The sequence below is a fragment of the Pseudomonas sp. NPDC087690 genome, assembly GCF_044743175.1.
GTDB lineage: Bacteria > Pseudomonadota > Gammaproteobacteria > Pseudomonadales > Pseudomonadaceae > Aquipseudomonas.
Genome location: NZ_JBIUVX010000035.1, coordinates 36,184 through 52,735 on the forward strand (window position 1 = coordinate 36,184; position 16,552 = coordinate 52,735).

Sequence of the window (16,552 nt, forward strand, 5' to 3'; positions counted from 1 at the left end):
GCACCCGCAGGCCTTAATTGCAAAAAATTTCCCGAGATATGGCCCTGCCCGTCGGTGCGAGGATGGCCGCTGCCCCTCAAGCCTGATAAAATCGCGCGCCTTCGCAGACCGGCAACAGCCGAGACCCTCGAAACTCGCGTGAGGCATTCGCCCCCTCGATTTCGATGTTCCCGCTGAACTCGGTCGTTACCCCTGAATCCCCTCCCCTAAAGGCCTGGATCATGAGCAAGCAACCCTCCCTGAGCTACAAGGACGCCGGTGTAGACATCGACGCCGGTGAAGCATTGGTCGAACGCATCAAGAGCGTCGCCAAGCGCACTGCGCGCCCGGAAGTCATGGGCGGCCTGGGCGGTTTCGGCGCCCTCTGCGAAATCCCGGCCGGCTACAAGCAGCCAGTACTGGTTTCCGGCACCGATGGCGTCGGCACCAAGCTGCGTTTGGCGCTGAACCTGAACAAGCACGACAGCATCGGCATCGACCTGGTTGCCATGTGCGTGAACGACCTCGTCGTTTGCGGCGCTGAGCCACTGTTCTTCCTCGACTACTACGCCACCGGCAAGCTGAATGTCGAGACCGCGACTCAGGTCGTAACCGGCATCGGCGCTGGCTGCGAACTGTCGGGTTGCTCGCTGGTTGGCGGCGAAACCGCTGAAATGCCTGGCATGTACGAAGGCGAAGACTACGACCTGGCCGGTTTCTGCGTTGGCGTCGTGGAAAAAGCGGAAATCATCGACGGCTCGAAAGTCGCCACCGGTGACGCGCTGATCGCTCTGCCATCGTCCGGCCCGCACTCCAACGGCTACTCGCTGATCCGCAAGATCATCGAAGTGTCCGGCGCCGACATCGAAAACATCCAGCTCGACGGCAAACCGCTGACCGACCTGCTGATGGCCCCGACCCGCATCTACGTGAAGCCGCTGCTCAAGCTGATCAAAGACACCGGCGCGGTCAAAGCCATGGCCCACATCACCGGTGGCGGCCTGCTCGACAACATCCCACGCGTTCTGCCAAAAGGCGCTCAGGCTGTTGTTGACGTAGCCAGCTGGACTCGCCCGGCCGTTTTCGACTGGCTGCAAGAGCAAGGCAACGTTGACGAAACCGAGATGCACCGCGTGCTGAACTGCGGCGTCGGCATGGTCATCTGCGTGGCTCAGGAACACGTTGAAGTGGCGCTGAACACCCTGCGTGACGCTGGCGAACAGCCGTGGGTCATCGGCCAGATCGCTGCTGCCGCCGAAGGCGCTGCCCAGGTTGATCTGCAGAACCTTAAGGCTCATTAATGTCCGCAACCTGTGATGTCGTGGTGCTGTTGTCCGGCACCGGCAGTAACTTGCAGGCTCTGATCGACAGCACGCGGACCGGCGACAGCCCGGTCCGCGTCGCTGCAGTGATTTCCAATCGCGCCGACGCTTACGGCCTGCAACGCGCCAGTGACGCGGGTATCGCTACCCGCTCGCTGGATCACAAGGCATTTGAAGGCCGCGAGGCCTTCGATGCTGCTCTGATCGAACTGATCGAAGAATTCCAACCCAAACTCGTGGTGCTGGCTGGTTTCATGCGCATTCTCAGCGCTGATTTCGTTCGCCATTACCAAGGGCGTCTGCTCAACATCCACCCGTCGCTGTTGCCCAAATACAAAGGGTTACACACTCATCAGCGCGCGCTGGAAGCCGGCGACACGGAGCATGGCTGCTCCGTGCACTTCGTCACCGAGGAACTCGACGGCGGACCACTGGTCGTACAGGCAGTATTACCGGTAGAGTTGCACGACACGCCGCAGAGTCTCGCGCAGCGAGTCCACGCTCAGGAACACCTGATCTATCCGATGGCGGTACGCTGGTTTGCCGAGGGCAGACTGACACTCGGTGAACACGGTGCTTTACTGGATGGCCAGTTACTCGCGGCCAGCGGCCACTTGATTCGACACTAGGAGATTTTATGCGTCGCGCCCTGCTCTTCGCTTGTGCTCTGCTCACCCTGCCCTTCGCGCAGGCAGCGGACCTTCAACCGTTCTCCGCCAGCTACACCGCCGACTGGAAGCAGTTGCCCATGAGCGGCACTGCCGAGCGCAGCCTGGTCAAGGAAGCCAACGGCGTCTGGAAGCTCAGCTTCAAGGCCTCGATGATGATCGCCAGCCTGAGTGAAGAAAGCACCCTGACCCTGGACAAGGACACCTTGCTGCCGCAGTCCTACCACTTTGAACGTGGCGGTCTGGGCAAAGCGAAAAAGGCTGATCTGGACTTCGACTGGAACAGCAAAATGGTCACCGGCACCGACCGTGGCGACGCGGTGAAGATCCCGCTGAACCGTGGCATGGTCGACAAGTCCACCTATCAACTGGCACTGCAGCATGATGTCGCTGCCGGCAAGAAGACCATGAGCTATCAAGTGGTCGATGACGGCGAAGTCGATACTTATGACTTCCGCGTGCTGGGTTCGGAGAAAGTCGAAACCAAGGCTGGCAAGATCGATGCAATCAAGGTCGAGCGCGTACGCGACCCGACACAAAGCAAGCGCATCACCGTCCTGTGGTTCGCCAAGGATTGGGATTACCTGCTGGTTCGTCTGCAACAGGTTGAAACCGACGGCAAGGAGTACAACATCATGCTCCAGGACGGCACGGTCAACGGCAAAACCGTTAAAGGCAGCTGAACCGCCGCTACATCAAAGAGCCTCGCGAAAGCGGGGCTTTTTTTCGCCTGCGCTTTAGCCCAATGTTTTGTGCAAATCTCGCCCCTCACCCCAGCCCTCTCCCGAGGGAGAGGGAGCTGACCGAGATGTCTGGCGCTATGCATCGACCTGAAAAATTGAGTCGATTATGGATTCACCAAAGCAAGATCAGGTCGGTGTAATTCGCCAATCTCCCACGGTCAGTCCCCTCTCCCCCTGGGAGAGGGCTAGGGTGAGGGGCTTTTGAAGGCAAAACTCAAACCGAAAACTTCGCCACCATGTTGTTCAGGTCTACCGCCAACCGCGACAGCTCCTGACTCGCTGCACTGGTCTGATTAGCTCCCGCCGACGTCTGCATCGCCAGATCGCGAATGTTCATCAGATTGCGATCCACTTCCCGCGCCACCGCTGCCTGCTCTTCCGATGCGCTGGCGATCACCAGATTGCGCTCGTTGATCAGAGTAAACGCCGAAGCAATCTCTTCAAGTGCAGTCCCGGCCGCCTTGGCCAACTCGAGCGTCGAACGCGCCCGCACATTGCTCTGCTGCATCGAGCTCACCGCCGAATCGGTGCCCTGCTGAATCCCGCCGATCATCTGCTCGATCTCTTGCGTCGACTGCTGCGTGCGATGCGCCAGCGCTCGCACCTCATCCGCTACCACCGCAAACCCGCGCCCGGCATCACCGGCCCGCGCCGCCTCAATGGCAGCGTTCAGCGCCAGCAGATTGGTCTGCTCGGCAATCGAGCGAATCACATCCAGCACCTTGCTGATGCCATGAACCTTCTGCGCCAGATCTTCCACTTGCGTGGCATTGGACGTGACATCGTCGGCCAGGAATTCGATTGACGTCACAGTCTGCTGAACCTGCTCGCGCCCATGCTGGGCAATGCGGTCAGACTCGCGCGACGCTTCAGAGGTTGCCACCGCATTGCTCGCCACCTCTTCAACGGCAGCGGTCATCTGATTCACCGCTGTGGCCGCCTGCTCGATTTCCAGGCTCTGCTGATGCAGCCCGCGAGTGGCGTCTTCAGTGACACAACTGAGCTCCTCGGAGGCCGACGCCAACTGGCTGGACGATTCAGAGATCTGGCGGATGGTGTCGCGCAGGTTGTGCTGCATGCTCTTGAGCGCCTGCAGCAGTCGCGCCGGCTCGTCCTTGCCAGAGATGCTGATATCGCCCGTCAGATCGCCACCGGCCACCACCTCAGCCACACCCAACGATTGCGCCAGCGGCAGCACGATGCTGCGCGTGAGCAACAGCGCCAGGCCAATGGTGATCAGCGCCGTGATGCCGATCATCACCCCGACCCACACCCGCGAATTGATAAACACCAGGCGCGCCGCTTCGGTGGCGAGATTGGCGTTGTGTTTATTCATCTCAACCAGCTCGCGCAGGATGACGGCGATTTCATCGGCCAACGGACTCATCTGGCCATTGAGAATGCTCGCCGCCGCCTCCACCTGGTTCTGCGCAGACAGCTGCATGACCTGCGCCTGAAGCTCCAGATACTGATGCTCGGCGACCTTGAAGCGGTCGAACAGTTTGCGCTCTTCGGGCAACACGATCAGCACGTCATAGCGCTGCTGCGCCTCACTGAGCACACCACGCAACTCATTGAGCTTGGCAACGTTCTGTTCAAGGGCCTGCGGATCACGGTTGAGCAACAGACGCATGGTCAACGCGCGCAGGCGCAGCATGTCCTGGCTCATTTCACCGACCGCCATCACGCTCGGCAGCCAGTTGTTGTCGACCTCGTCGGACTGCGCGCGCATGTTCGACATTTGCAGTAAAGCGAACGCCCCCAAGGCAAACACCATCAGCGCCAACAAGCCAAAACCGAGGCCGGCGCGCGGGGCAATATTGAGACTACGGATGCTCATTGCTCTGGTTCCTTCCAAAAGCGCTGCATCAACCCTGCAGCTGGTTGCTTAAGAAGGTATCGGCCCGGCGAAAAATTGCGTAAGACGAAAAGGCGATATCAAAAGGCCTTGATCCTTCGAACCCACCACATTAACGATTCAGCGTGGTTTCTCGGACTTGACTACTGTTCGCGGCAAGATCGCCAGAAAGTTATCCCGCGCGACTTTACGCGCAACGTCTTCAGGTAGCGCATCAAGGAACGGTTTGAAGCTGCGCATTTCCTGACCGAGCTTGTTGAAACGCCCTACCACGTCCGAGCCAAGCATGAAGCGCTGCGGGTATTTCTCGACCAGTGCCAGCCATTCCGGGCGCGGCTTGCCCTGCTCATCCAGCAGGTACGGCGCGAGCATGCTCCACGACAAATCAATAAACAGATTGGGGTAAGCCTCGAGCATGCGCGTCAGGGTCGGCAGCAGGAACGGCAGCTGGGTCTGATGCCGATGGATTTCTGCGCTGGTGCCCGCGTGCGCCCAGATAAACCGCGTGTGCGGGTGATTGCGCAGCGGCTCCTCGACTTCCTGCAGGTACAAAGGATTTTTCTCACGCTTGGAGGTGATGTTGGAATGCAGCATCACCGGCAGATCGTTCTCGGCGGCCAAGTGATAGATCTTGGTCATCGCTTCGTTATTGGCGCGCGGCGTGTCGCCAGAGGTCAGCGCTGTCAGGTCGTCATGGCGGGTGAACACCTCACCAATGCCCTGCCACAACCCCGGATACAGATCGAGCATGCGCTGAATGTGTGCGGCGGAGTTCTTGTCGTTGGGGTTGAAGCCCGACAGGAAGGGATGAAAGTAAGGGCGTTTTTCGGCTGGCAGTTTCTGCACTGCATCGGCAACGATCACGTCGGTCGCGCTGTACCAATAGGCATCGGCATCATCGCCTGCGTAATAGCGCGGACGCTTGGGCTCGTCTTCGTGCCACTTCTTCGCCACCGGGATTCCGGAAATCATCACATGCTCGATGGAATTGTCCTGCATGGCCGTCAGCAATTTCGCCATGCCTGCAGTTTCCTGGAAAAAATCCACGTAATGCAGGTGCGCATCGCTGTAGGTGTATTCGCGGGCACTGACACTGCCGGCAAACAGCATGAGACAGGCAAGACTCAAACGATACAGGGACACAAGTAATCTCCGGCAAGTAGGCATAGCCTAGACCGCGCCCTGACAACAAGGGTTCATCCCCGCAGGAAAGTGGAACGCGTACCGGTGGGAATGCTCTATAACTGCAAGGTCTTGTTTGACTGAACGACTTTTCCTACTGCCAGTGAGGTTCCCATGACCGTTACCGTCAATACCGTCTCCGCTGAAGGTTTTCGTCACACCGTACAGATCGATGACCACGAATTATTTGCCGACGTGCCGAAATCCGCCGGCGGCGAAGGCTCCGCACCTGAGCCACACGACTACTTCGACGCCGCCCTTGGTGCCTGCAAAGCACTGACGTTGAAGATGTACGCGAAGAAGAAAGACATCCCGCTGACCGGCGTTGGTGTCGACGTCAAACGTGACAACAGCGAAGAACAAAAAGGCAAATACGTCCTGCACGTCACCCTCACCCTCAAAGGCGTGCTCACTGACGCTCAGCGCGAGGAGTTGCTGCGCGTCGCTGACCGCTGCCCGATTCACAAGCTGATGACCACCACTGACGTGACCATCGAAACCCATGCACCGCAGGGCTTCGACAGCCAGTAACCCTCCTCATGCCAGCGGCGGGTTATGCTTCTGGCATCACCCGCTCAGCCTGGAATGCACCATGGACACGCAACCTCTGATCATCCGCCCACGCGCCGAAGACGTCGAAGGCCAGCCGATTCTGCGCCCCTTGCCGTCAGCCAAATGCCGCAGCGTTGGGCCGTTCGTGTTTTTTGATCACATGCTCGAGACGGTTTATCCGACGGGCAAAGGCATGAACATCCGACAGCATCCACACATCGGTCTGTCGACGCTGACATATCTGTTCCAAGGACAAATCCAGCACAAGGACAGCTTGGGCTCCGATCAGGTGGTCGGCGCCGGTGATGTCAGCTGGATGACCGCTGGCAGCGCGATTGCGCACGTTGAGCGCACGCCGGAACCGCTGTGGGATCAGAGTTTCACCATGCATGGCTTACAGATCTGGCTGGCCTCGCCCAAGGATCACGAGCAGGGTCCGGGACATTACAGCCATCACCCGTCGGCAACCTTACCGGTCAGCGATAACCTTGGCGTACAGATTCGCATGATTGCCGGGTCAGGCTTTTGCCTGGAATCGCCGGTGCCAGTACTTTCTCCTACGCTGTATGCAGAAGTGAAGATGCAAACGGCGACCACGCTGCTGATTCCGAACGAGCATGAAGAGCGGGCGGTGTATGTGTTGAGTGGGGATGCGCAGTTGAATGGTGAAGCGATTGAGCCGCACGCGCTGGTGGTGTTGCCGGCCGGGGAAGAGATGAGTCTGTTTGCCGAAAGTGATGTGCACGCGGTGGTGTTCGGCGGCGCGCCGCTGGACGGGCCTCGGCGGATCAACTGGAATTTTGTCGCGAGCGATCCGGCGGCGATCGATGAAGCGCGGCGCAAGTGGGCGGCTAGGGATTGGCCGACGGTGCCGGGGGAAATTGAGCGGATCGAGTTGCCGCGCTGAAAAGCTACCCTCACCCCAGCCCTCTCCCGGAGGGAGAGGGGGCCGACCGAGCTGTCTCAGGTTATACGCCGACCTGAAAGACCTTATCGATTATGGATTCGGTAATGCCCTATCAGGTCGGCGCATTGATTGAGCGTCCACCATCAGCACCCTCACCCCAGCCCTCCCGAAACGTCGGACCGCCCGGAGGGAGAGGGGGCCGACCGAGGTGTCTTGAGTCATACATCGACCTGAAAAATCTTGGCGATTATAGATTCACCAAGACACTGTCAGGTCGGTGTAACTCATCAGCCTCCCCCAATCAGTCCCCTCTCCCTTTGGGAGAGGGTTAGGGTGAGGGGCTCTTCGCTTTTCAGCCCTTGAACACTTCATCCAGCAAATCATGCATCGACTTGAACGCGCGCTTGGCGGTCTTCGCGTCGTACATCATCTTGCCCGGCACATTCGCATGCGGATCGGTAAAAGAGTGCACCGCACCGCCATAGCTCAACAGCTGCCAATCCACGTTCGCCGCATTCATCTCGTCTTCAAACGCCGGCAATTGCTCCTTCGGCACCAATGGATCAGAAGCACCGTGCAGCACCAGCACCGAGCCCTTGATGTTTTGTGCATCCGCCGGGTTTGGCGAATCCAGCGTGCCATGGAACGACACCGCCGCTTTCACCGGCGCGCCAGTGCGGGCCAGATCCAGCGCACAGCAACCGCCAAAGCAGAAACCGAACACCGCCAGCTTCGACGTATCAACCGCCGCCTCGCCCTGCTTCTGCAATTGCTCGAACGCCGCCTGCATACGCGTGCGCAGCAACGCACGATCATCCTTCAACGGCATCATCGCCGCGCCAGCCTGATCGGCGTTTTGCGGACGAACCGCCTGACCGTAAACATCCGCAATCAACACCACGTAGCCCTCGGCCGCCACCGACTTGGCGATTTCTTCGGCACCGGCGCTGACGCCCATCCAGTTCGGCGCCATCAACAAACCCGGACGCGCGCCCTTGTGCTCGGCGTCGAACGCCAGACGACCTTCATAAGGCTTGCCGTCGATCTGATAGACCACGGAACGTACAGTGACTTGGCTCATTTCTGACTCCTGATTGGTTAAACACCAGAATGAAAAAACCCGCCGAAGCGGGTTTTTCTACGACTTGGTTAAACCGACAGTTCAACCAGCAGCTTGTTCAGACGGCGCACATACGCGGCCGGATCCTTCAGGCTGTCGCCAGCAGCCAGGGCTGCCTGATCGAAGAGGATGTGCGACAGGTCGCCAAAACGCTCTTCGCTCTGCTCGCCATCGAGTTTCTCGATCAGCGGGTGGCTTGGGTTGAATTCGAAAATCGGTTTCGAATCCGGAACCTTCTGACCGCTGGCTTCGAGGATCTGACGCATTTGCAGACCCAGATCCTGCTCGCCGATGGCCAGAATGGCCGGCGAATCGGTCAGACGATGCGATACGCGGACTTCCGCCACGGAATCGCCCAGCGCGGTTTTCAGACGCTCAACCAGACCTTCTTTGGACTTGGCGACTTCTTCTGCGGCTTTCTTGTCCTCTTCCGAGTCCAGGTTGCCCAGATCGAGATCACCACGAGCCACGTCAACGAAAGTCTTGCCGTCGAACTCGCTGAGGTAACTCATCAGCCACTCGTCGATGCGGTCGGTCAGCAGCAGCACTTCGATGCCTTTTTTGCGGAAGACTTCCAGGTGCGGGCTGTTCTTGACCTGCGCGTAGGTTTCGCCGGTGAGGTAGTAGATCTTGTCCTGACCTTCCTTGGCGCGGGCCAGGTAGTCAGCCAGACCAACGATCTGCTCGCCGTCATCGCCGTTGGTCGATGCGAAACGCAGCAGACCGGCAATTTTTTCTTTGTTGGCGAAGTCTTCAGCCGGGCCTTCTTTCATGACCTGACCGAAATTCTTCCAGAAGCCTTTGTATTGCTCAGGCTCGTTTTTCGCCAGTTTTTCCAGCATGTCGAGCACGCGCTTGGTCAGCGCGGTTTTCATCGAATCGATGATCGGGTCTTTCTGCAGAATTTCCCGCGACACGTTCAGCGACAGGTCGTTGGAATCGACCACGCCCTTGATGAAGCGCAGGTACAGGGGCAGGAACGACTCGGCCTGATCCATGACGAACACGCGCTGCACGTACAGCTTCAGGCCTTTCGGCGCTTCACGCTGGTACAGGTCGAACGGTGCGCGGGCCGGCACGTACAGCAGCGAGCTATATTCGAGCTTGCCTTCGACTTTGTTGTGGCTCCAGGCCAGCGGGTTCTCAAAGTCGTGAGCGATATGCTTGTAGAACTCCTGGTATTCCTCGTCCTTCACTTCAGTGCGCGGACGGGTCCACAGGGCGCTGGCGCGGTTGACGGTTTCCCATTCAACGGCTGGAGCTTCTTCGCCTTCGGCAGCAGCCGCTTCTTTCGGCAACTCGATCGGCAAAGCGATGTGGTCGGAGTACTTCTTGATGATGTTGCGCAGGCGCCAGCCATCGGCGAATTCGTCTTCAGCGGCTTTCAGGTGCAGGACGATGCGGGTGCCGCGCTCTGGCTTGTCGATGGTGGCGACTTCGAACTCGCCCTCGCCTTTCGACGACCAGTGCACGCCTTCGCTGGCCGGAGTGCCGGCGCGACGGCTGTACACGTCAACCTGGTCGGCCACGATGAACGCCGAGTAGAAACCTACGCCGAACTGGCCGATCAAGTGCGAATCTTTCTTCTGATCGCCCGAGAGGTTTTTCATGAAATCGGCGGTGCCCGATTTGGCGATGGTACCCAGGTGGGTGATCACATCGTCACGGTTCATGCCGATACCGTTGTCTTCGAGGGTGACGGTCTTGGCGTCTTTGTCGAAGCTCACACGGATTTTCAGATCAGCGCCGCCCTCAAGCAATTCCGGCTTGGCCAGGGCTTCGAAGCGCAGCTTGTCGACAGCGTCAGAGGCGTTCGAGATCAATTCGCGAAGGAAAATTTCCTTGTTGGAATACAGCGAATGGATCATGAGGTGCAGCAGCTGCTTTACCTCGGTCTGGAAGCCCAGGGTTTCCTTTTGAGTTTCCACACTCATGGTCATCAAACTCCAATCAGATGGCAGTGGCCGCGACCCGAAATGGTCGGCGGCGGGTTGTCTTGTGAGTTTGGGGCGCTGTTCAGGATTTCAAGGGCTCATCGATTTTGAAATGCGCACGGGCGGTGGCAATCGGTTCGCTTTCGGTGCTTTGCCAGGCCGTGATGGCGACGTTGGCAACGCGGCGCCCCTGACGGCAGACCTGACATCTGGCCCAGGTATCGCGGAACTGGCCGGCGCGCAGGTAATCGAGGGAAAAGTCGATAATCTTCGGCACACCCGGCGTTTCGGTGAAGATCAGCAGGTGAAGGGCTGCGGCCAACTCCATGAACCCGGCAATTACCCCTCCGTGAATTGCCGGCAATAAAGGGTTACCAATGTTGTCCTTGTTTGCGGGCAGCTTGAACAGCAAGTCGTCGCCGACCCGTGAACATTCGATGCCGATCAGCCCGGCATACGGGATCAACCTCAGCAATGGCGCATAGTCGCCCAGCGCGTGGGCCTGATGCAGTTGCTGCTTGAGGTTATCGCTCATTCGGCTGCTCCCTTGATCACGCCGCCAAACCCCCTGGTGCCTTTGAGGCCCTTGCCCATGCGCATGAAAGTGCCGACCACATGGGCGATCGGCTGTTCAGGATCGTCCTGATAAGCGAAACCGCGCGCGAAGATCACATCAGTGGTCACCCGATAGCACTGAGCGAAGCCATAGACATCTTTGTTCGGTTCAGCGGCGTGCATATAGTCGATGCGTAGATCGAGGGTCGGGCAGACCTCGAATTCCGGCAACACGCACAGGGTCGACATCCCGCAGGCGGTGTCCATCAATGAAGTAATCGCCCCGCCATGAATGACTCCGGTCTGTGGGTTGCCGACGATTTTTTCGCTGTACGGCAAGATCACCGTTAGCCCTTCGGCAGAGGCGCTGTGCACCTCTAAGCCGAGCACCTGACAATGACGCAGTGCCGATAAAAATCGCGTCGCACGCTCAAAAACGGGGTTTTCGGACATTTGATAATTACTCTCATTAGAGCCAATTGCCAGTAGTAAGCAATACAGCAAAAGTTCCCTGTAAAAACAAACTTATATATCTGAAAGAAATGAGGAACTTAACCCTCGGCGCCAAGCTCTTAAAGCCAGTAGTTATTTTCCATAAGGAGAAACACCCCATGCGTAAGACTTTAGCTATTGCCTTGATGTTGACCGCTTCCCTCGGTCTCGCTGCCTGCGATAAAAAATCCGAGGACAAAGCTCAAGATGCCAACCAACATGCTGAACAAGCTCAGCAAGACATGAACAAAGCTCAGGATAAAGTGAACGACGCTGCGAAAGAAAACGCCGAAGCTGCCAAAGCTCAGGCTGAATCGAACGCTGCTGCGCAAGACGAAGCTGCCAAGAAGCAATAATTCGCTTTTTGCTGCCGAAAAAAGAAAACCCGCCAAGTGCGGGTTTTCTTTTGCCTGTGATTTATTGCCAGGTCAGCGTTACCCGCCACTAGTTGGCGGCGGCTGAAAGGCACAGTCCCCAGGATACCCCGGTCGTCCATCACACACTTTCAAACAACCCATGTCGTTATTGAACTTGGCACTGACGGAGAGTGCATAACCGTACTGCGGCGTTGTCACGTTCAAAGACGTTGCACAGGACGTTTTGTCGTCAAAGCGAAACGTGATCGTTTCATGCCGCTTGCGACGCTCAAACAACAACGCGAAGGTATGGCCACTGTTCCACATTGATTTCGTCGGCACGACAAAACGATAGCGTTGTTCATTCAGACGCTGGCCGAATACCTTGAAATCGCTGCGGCCATTTTCGATCTCGGCTTTCGGGTAGGGAATGGGCAGGATGTAGGGCAGCCCGGTCAGACCCTGTTTGACGTTCAGGCCTTTCTGAAAATAAGGCACTTCGATGTACGGGATACCGCCGTAAGTGATGCGCTCATCGCCGTGAAATTTATTCTGCGATGGCTGGTAATCCGGGGCCAGCGCGAACTCGACGTCAAACGTCAGCAGCGCCTTGCTGGCATCCAGATTCTCCGAGAGAAACTCTCTGTCGGTTGCGCCATTGTTACTCACGCAACCTCCCAGAGATGCCGCCATTGCCATCAACAGCAAGAGTCCGTGACCCGACCGTGAATTGTTCATCAGGCTCAGCGCTCGGAAAGGGGTAATGCGGGACCGAGGCCGCGGCCAATCAGTTCCCACGTGTCGTTTTTGGCCTGCCAATGGAAGCGCTGTGCAAACCAGGCAATCTGCATGTCCCGAGCCTGTCGGTGATTATTAACGTGGGGCACGCCATCCTTGATCGCCTGGGCCGCTTGCGCGTAAGCGCTTTTGAAGATGTCGGCCAATTCACCGACATTGGCGTCGGCCGGCAATTTGTAAGCGGCTACCAGGCCGTCCTCGCGCCCGGCCACCAGTATTTCCTTGAAGCGCAGATACGCGGCCACTTTATTGTCGGGAGACACCGACATCAGCGTCCCGACAACCCGGTAACCGCTGCCTTTGACGGCGGTGTCGAACCACAGCACCTCACCGGTTCGAGTATCCAGCGCAAGACCGGATTCGGCGAACAGCAACAGGTCCTCACGGCCGGGCTGCGGCACGCCCCAGTCGGGAAAATTTTCATCCTGGAGCGGGCTGAGGAGGCGTGACAGCGGCGTGCCGTTTTGCACACTGATCAGCAGTGTGCCGACGCTGTCGGCGCGTGAAGTGATCGCCAGAAGCATCGGCTGGCCTTCGTGTTGCGCCTTGATCGGCCGCACACCCTTGACGACGTTCACGCCGAAAGGCCAGTACTCCTGCGAGCGAAACATGATGGTGTAGTGCGGCCCCGGACCATACAGACTGTTTTGCGTCGGACGAATGAGGAAATCGCCCAGGCGCTTTGCCCCGGGCACCTCTGGCTGGGCGGATGGCGCGGCCTGCGCTAGCGCAGTCCCCAGCATTAGCGCCCCTATCCACCGGCCGAATCGGCGCAAGGGTGATTTACGCGGTTGAAATCCGTTCAAGAACTGCCTTCCATGAAAAACCGACGCCGGCTCGGCTGATGCCCAATAGTCTGCCTGGCCGGCAGATCTTCGTTCAGAGCAATACCGTTCTGAACGTCGGACTGACCATCAGCAACAACGAACACACCAGACCGACCAGCCACACCAGACTGCGCAGTTTGGGCAGGTCGGCCAGATAGAGCCACAAGTAGATGATTCGCGCGATGACAAAAATGATCGCCAGCGCATCAATCAGCCATCCCGCCGTCTGCGTGGTGTGCGCCATCAACACACCGACCGCAAACAACATGAACGCTTCGATCGTATTCTGATGCGCCGCCAGCGCCCGCGCGCCGTAACCGGTCAGTTGCGCCTGTTGCTGACGTGGCAGGTGATTGTTGTAACCACCCTGCTCTTTCATGGCCTTGCCCACCGGCATGCGCGCGATGTAGATCAACAGCGCTGTGATAAACACACACCAGAACGGAATACTCATCAAGCGACCTCCTTGGTTGTCTCGGGAATGGGTGCTTCTGTAGGGGTATAGACCATGACATCGAGAACGTCGGAATGAAACTCGCGACGGTACAGGACCAGTACCACACCGGCGCTCATCAACATGAACAGCCACGGACTGACGAACCACGCCAGCATGGTCATGCCGAAGTAGTAGGAGCGCAAACCGAAGTTGAACTGGTTGGCCGCCATCGAAATCACGCGCGCCGCCCGCGCCGCGAACGCTTTGCGTTCCTGCTCGGAGACATGCCGCTCACCGATCATCGGTGCCGAACCGACCAACACCGCCGCAAAATTGTACTGACGCATGCACCAACTGAACGTGAAGAAGGCGTAGACAAACACCATCGCCAGACACAGCAGCTTGATCTCCGACATGCCTTGCGATGCCTGCTGCACCATCGGGATGTCCGCGAGCAATGACACCGCGCGCTCCGACGCGCCAAGCACGGTGAGAATGCCGGCGAGGATGATCAGTGTGCTGGAGGCGAAGAACGAGGCGTTACGCTCCAGATTGCCGATTACGCTGGCGTCGGCGATGCGGTTGTCACGCAGCAGCATGCGGCGCATCCAGTCTTCGCGGTACAGGTGCAGCACGCTGGCCAGGCACGCGGTGTCGCGCCCCTTCCACGAAGCATAACGGGTATAACCGCCCCAGCAGATGACAAACCAGCACGCGGCGAGCAGGTGAATCAGATTGGCTTGGATGAACGACATGCAATTCCCTGTGAATATAGATGCTGTACCTGTAGGCCTTCGCCTGCTCGCGATAACGGTGTGTCAGTCACCATTGAAGTTGCCTGACACACCGCTATCGCGAGCAGGCGAAGGCCTACTTGAAAGCGATGCAGTGCTTCGACGTTAGCGTAAGGAAAAAGACACTGCCTGACGCCCATAAAAAATGCCCCGTATCGATTGATACGGGGCATTTCTGTTCAAGCGCTGAAGACCCGCTTGTGGCGGGTCAGCCAACGTCAGGCAACCGCTTCGCTGCGCTTGCCCAGCAGGCGATCGCAGACCACTGCAACTACCAGAGTCATCACACACGGCACCAGCCACGCCAGGCCCTGCTCGCTAAGAGGAAGGTGCGACAGCTGCGTTGGCATCCAGTCGGCCAGACCAGCACCTTTCAGCGCGTCGATGCTGCCGAAGACGAACGACACCAGCATCACCGGGCCAAGAATGCGGCCATGTTCATGCCAGAAGTCTTTGCAGAAGCTCAGCGCGACCAGAACGATGCATGGCGGGTAGATCGCGGTCAGCACAGGGATCGAGAAAGCGATCAGCTTGGTCAGGCCCAGGTTCGACACCAGCAGCGAGAATGCTGCGAGGATGATCACCAATGTCTTGTAGGACAGTGGCAGTACACGACTGAAATATTCAGCACAGGCACAGGTCAGACCCACCGCCGTTACCAGACACGCCAGCGAGATCAGCACCGCAAGGAAACCGCTGCCCAGCGAACCGAAGGTGTGCTGAACGTAAGCATGCAGTACCGCTGCGCCGTTGGTTGCGCCGACCGCGACTTCATGGCTGCCGGAACCGAGGCGGAACAGGCTGACATACACCAGCGCCAGACCGACACCGGCGATCAAACCAGCGATGATCGCGTAACGGGTGATCAACTTCGGCGACTCGACCCCGCGCGAGCGGATCGCGTTGACGATGACGATACCGAACACCAGTGCGCCCAAGGTATCCATGGTCAGGTAACCATTGATGAAACCCTGGGAAAACGGCGCCGCGACGTATTCCGGCGTGCCGTGGCCAATGTCACCGGCCGGCAAGGCGAACGCGGCAATGCCGAGCACTGCCAGCGCGATGATCTTCAGCGGCGCGAGGAAACGGCCGACAGTGTCCAGCAAACGCCCAGGGTAGAGCGAGATGAAGAACACCAGCAGGAAGTACACAGAGCTGTAGAGGAACAAAGCCAGCGGGCTCTCGCCGGTCAGCGGCGCCAAGCCTACTTCGAAGGATACGGTCGCGGTACGCGGGGTGGCGAACAACGGGCCGACGGCCAGGTAGCACGCAGCCGCGAGAATGCCGCCGGCAACTTTGCCGATCGGGCTGCTCAGCGCGTCCATCGCCCCACCGACCTTGGCCAGTGCGACGACGGTGATCACCGGCAGACCGACGGCGGTGATCAGGAAGCCCAGCGCGGCCATCCAGACGTGAGGCCCGGCCTGCAAGCCAACGATCGGCGGGAAGATGATGTTGCCGGCCCCAACGAACAGGGCAAATGTCATAAAGCCAAGTGCCAGGATGTCCTGACCTTTCAAAACTTTCATTAAGGTAATACCACACTACTGAAATCGGAATTTAGAGGGGGATTGCCCTGTGTAATTAGGGAAATGCTGTCGATCCGTATGGGACTGACCCTTAAAGCGCGTTGCATGCCTTGTGGGCGGCAGACGCAAAAATGGCTGCTAGCCTAACGAATTTGTCTTGTAAACGCACTGTTAGAGGGCGAACTATCCGATACGCGACGTCTTCGTGTCGCGTTTACGTATCTATTTTTCGTTGGCAGGGCAAAGATCAAAAGATCGCAGCCTGCGGCAGCTCCTACATGAGGATGGAAGTATTCCCATGTAGGAGCTGCCGAAGGCTCGGGCCGCGATCGGACGATCTTTTGATCTTCCAAATTGCAGAAACGACAAAGGCCACCCGAAGGTGGCCTTTGTTTGGTGAAGCGTCAGCTAAGCGCGAGGCTTACTTGACAGCCCAACCGGTCAGCTCGGCCAGGGCCTTGCCGATGTCTGCCAGCGAACGCACGGTTTTAACGCCT

At 58.3% G+C, this 16,552-nt stretch carries 18 protein-coding genes; 6 read left to right on the plus strand and 12 right to left on the minus strand.

Annotation, left to right across the window (positions count from 1 at the left end; translation table 11 throughout):
- Positions 1 to 221 precede the first annotated feature (221 nt).
- Genes purM through ACIPIZ_RS23685 form a run of 3 tightly spaced genes read left to right on the plus strand, consistent with a single transcriptional unit; the run spans position 222 to position 2,652 of the window.
- The gene (gene purM, locus ACIPIZ_RS23675) at positions 222 to 1,280 is read left to right on the plus strand and encodes a phosphoribosylformylglycinamidine cyclo-ligase (protein WP_053118528.1); all 1,059 of its coding nucleotides are present in this window, start codon (positions 222 to 224) and stop codon (positions 1,278 to 1,280) included.
- Positions 1,280 to 1,930, plus strand: coding sequence for a phosphoribosylglycinamide formyltransferase (gene purN / locus ACIPIZ_RS23680; protein WP_401167771.1), 651 nt, complete (start codon positions 1,280 to 1,282; stop codon positions 1,928 to 1,930). The genes purM and purN overlap by 1 nt, the downstream gene beginning before the upstream one ends.
- 8 nt (positions 1,931 to 1,938) lie before the next feature.
- The gene (locus ACIPIZ_RS23685; RefSeq protein WP_064390947.1) at positions 1,939 to 2,652 is read left to right on the plus strand and encodes a DUF3108 domain-containing protein; all 714 of its coding nucleotides are present in this window, start codon (positions 1,939 to 1,941) and stop codon (positions 2,650 to 2,652) included.
- A gap of 274 nt (positions 2,653 to 2,926) precedes the next feature.
- Here ACIPIZ_RS23685 and ACIPIZ_RS23690 read toward each other — a convergent pair whose 3' ends face one another.
- Together ACIPIZ_RS23690 and ACIPIZ_RS23695 are read right to left on the minus strand one after the other, a co-directional pair.
- Positions 2,927 to 4,552, minus strand: a complete 1,626-nt coding sequence (locus ACIPIZ_RS23690; RefSeq protein ID WP_150647102.1) for a methyl-accepting chemotaxis protein — start codon at positions 4,550 to 4,552, stop codon at positions 2,927 to 2,929.
- Between the two features lie 138 nt (positions 4,553 to 4,690).
- Entirely contained in the window at positions 4,691 to 5,737 is a 1,047-nt protein-coding gene (locus tag ACIPIZ_RS23695; RefSeq protein WP_150647101.1) for an amidohydrolase family protein, read from the minus strand.
- Positions 5,738 to 5,866: 129 nt separating this feature from the next.
- Between ACIPIZ_RS23695 and ACIPIZ_RS23700 the strand changes: the two genes are divergently transcribed.
- Complete coding sequence (locus ACIPIZ_RS23700; protein WP_016986397.1) at positions 5,867 to 6,283, plus strand: OsmC family protein; 417 nt, start codon at positions 5,867 to 5,869, stop codon at positions 6,281 to 6,283.
- Between the two features lie 61 nt (positions 6,284 to 6,344).
- On the plus strand, positions 6,345 to 7,211 hold the full coding sequence (locus ACIPIZ_RS23705; protein ID WP_401167776.1) for a pirin family protein: 867 nt from the start codon (positions 6,345 to 6,347) through the stop codon (positions 7,209 to 7,211).
- Between the two features lie 352 nt (positions 7,212 to 7,563).
- Here ACIPIZ_RS23705 and ACIPIZ_RS23710 read toward each other — a convergent pair whose 3' ends face one another.
- From ACIPIZ_RS23710 to ACIPIZ_RS23725, 4 genes are all read right to left on the minus strand, one after another.
- The gene (locus tag ACIPIZ_RS23710) at positions 7,564 to 8,292 is read right to left on the minus strand and encodes a dienelactone hydrolase family protein (protein ID WP_401167779.1); all 729 of its coding nucleotides are present in this window, start codon (positions 8,290 to 8,292) and stop codon (positions 7,564 to 7,566) included.
- A gap of 68 nt (positions 8,293 to 8,360) precedes the next feature.
- Complete coding sequence (gene htpG, locus ACIPIZ_RS23715; protein ID WP_034156253.1) at positions 8,361 to 10,265, minus strand: molecular chaperone HtpG; 1,905 nt, start codon at positions 10,263 to 10,265, stop codon at positions 8,361 to 8,363.
- A gap of 82 nt (positions 10,266 to 10,347) precedes the next feature.
- Entirely contained in the window at positions 10,348 to 10,800 is a 453-nt protein-coding gene (locus ACIPIZ_RS23720; RefSeq protein ID WP_401167782.1) for a PaaI family thioesterase, read from the minus strand.
- Positions 10,797 to 11,273, minus strand: a complete 477-nt coding sequence (locus ACIPIZ_RS23725; protein WP_150647098.1) for a PaaI family thioesterase — start codon at positions 11,271 to 11,273, stop codon at positions 10,797 to 10,799. The genes ACIPIZ_RS23720 and ACIPIZ_RS23725 overlap by 4 nt, the downstream gene beginning before the upstream one ends.
- 158 nt (positions 11,274 to 11,431) lie before the next feature.
- On the opposite strand from ACIPIZ_RS23725, the gene ACIPIZ_RS23730 reads away from it, so the two are divergent.
- On the plus strand, positions 11,432 to 11,668 hold the full coding sequence (locus ACIPIZ_RS23730; RefSeq protein WP_008082962.1) for a hypothetical protein: 237 nt from the start codon (positions 11,432 to 11,434) through the stop codon (positions 11,666 to 11,668).
- A gap of 78 nt (positions 11,669 to 11,746) precedes the next feature.
- Here ACIPIZ_RS23730 and ACIPIZ_RS23735 read toward each other — a convergent pair whose 3' ends face one another.
- The 6 genes from ACIPIZ_RS23735 to ACIPIZ_RS23760 all read right to left on the minus strand — a co-directional run.
- Positions 11,747 to 12,337, minus strand: coding sequence for a hypothetical protein (locus ACIPIZ_RS23735; RefSeq protein ID WP_224790790.1), 591 nt, complete (start codon positions 12,335 to 12,337; stop codon positions 11,747 to 11,749).
- Between the two features lie 74 nt (positions 12,338 to 12,411).
- Complete coding sequence (locus tag ACIPIZ_RS23740) at positions 12,412 to 13,272, minus strand: hypothetical protein (protein ID WP_401167787.1); 861 nt, start codon at positions 13,270 to 13,272, stop codon at positions 12,412 to 12,414.
- A 73-nt stretch (positions 13,273 to 13,345) separates the two neighbouring features.
- Entirely contained in the window at positions 13,346 to 13,747 is a 402-nt protein-coding gene (locus tag ACIPIZ_RS23745; RefSeq protein ID WP_105709276.1) for an MAPEG family protein, read from the minus strand.
- Positions 13,747 to 14,484 (minus strand): DUF599 domain-containing protein, encoded by a 738-nt coding sequence (locus ACIPIZ_RS23750; protein ID WP_064390957.1) that lies wholly within the window; start codon positions 14,482 to 14,484, stop codon positions 13,747 to 13,749. Before ACIPIZ_RS23750 ends, ACIPIZ_RS23745 begins: the two co-directional genes overlap by 1 nt.
- A 257-nt stretch (positions 14,485 to 14,741) precedes the next feature.
- Positions 14,742 to 16,055, minus strand: coding sequence for a branched-chain amino acid transport system II carrier protein (gene brnQ, locus ACIPIZ_RS23755; RefSeq protein ID WP_122593485.1), 1,314 nt, complete (start codon positions 16,053 to 16,055; stop codon positions 14,742 to 14,744).
- A 421-nt stretch (positions 16,056 to 16,476) separates the two neighbouring features.
- Positions 16,477 to 16,552 (minus strand): hypothetical protein (locus ACIPIZ_RS23760; RefSeq protein WP_401167792.1); only part of this gene is annotated, 76 nt, incomplete at its 5' end.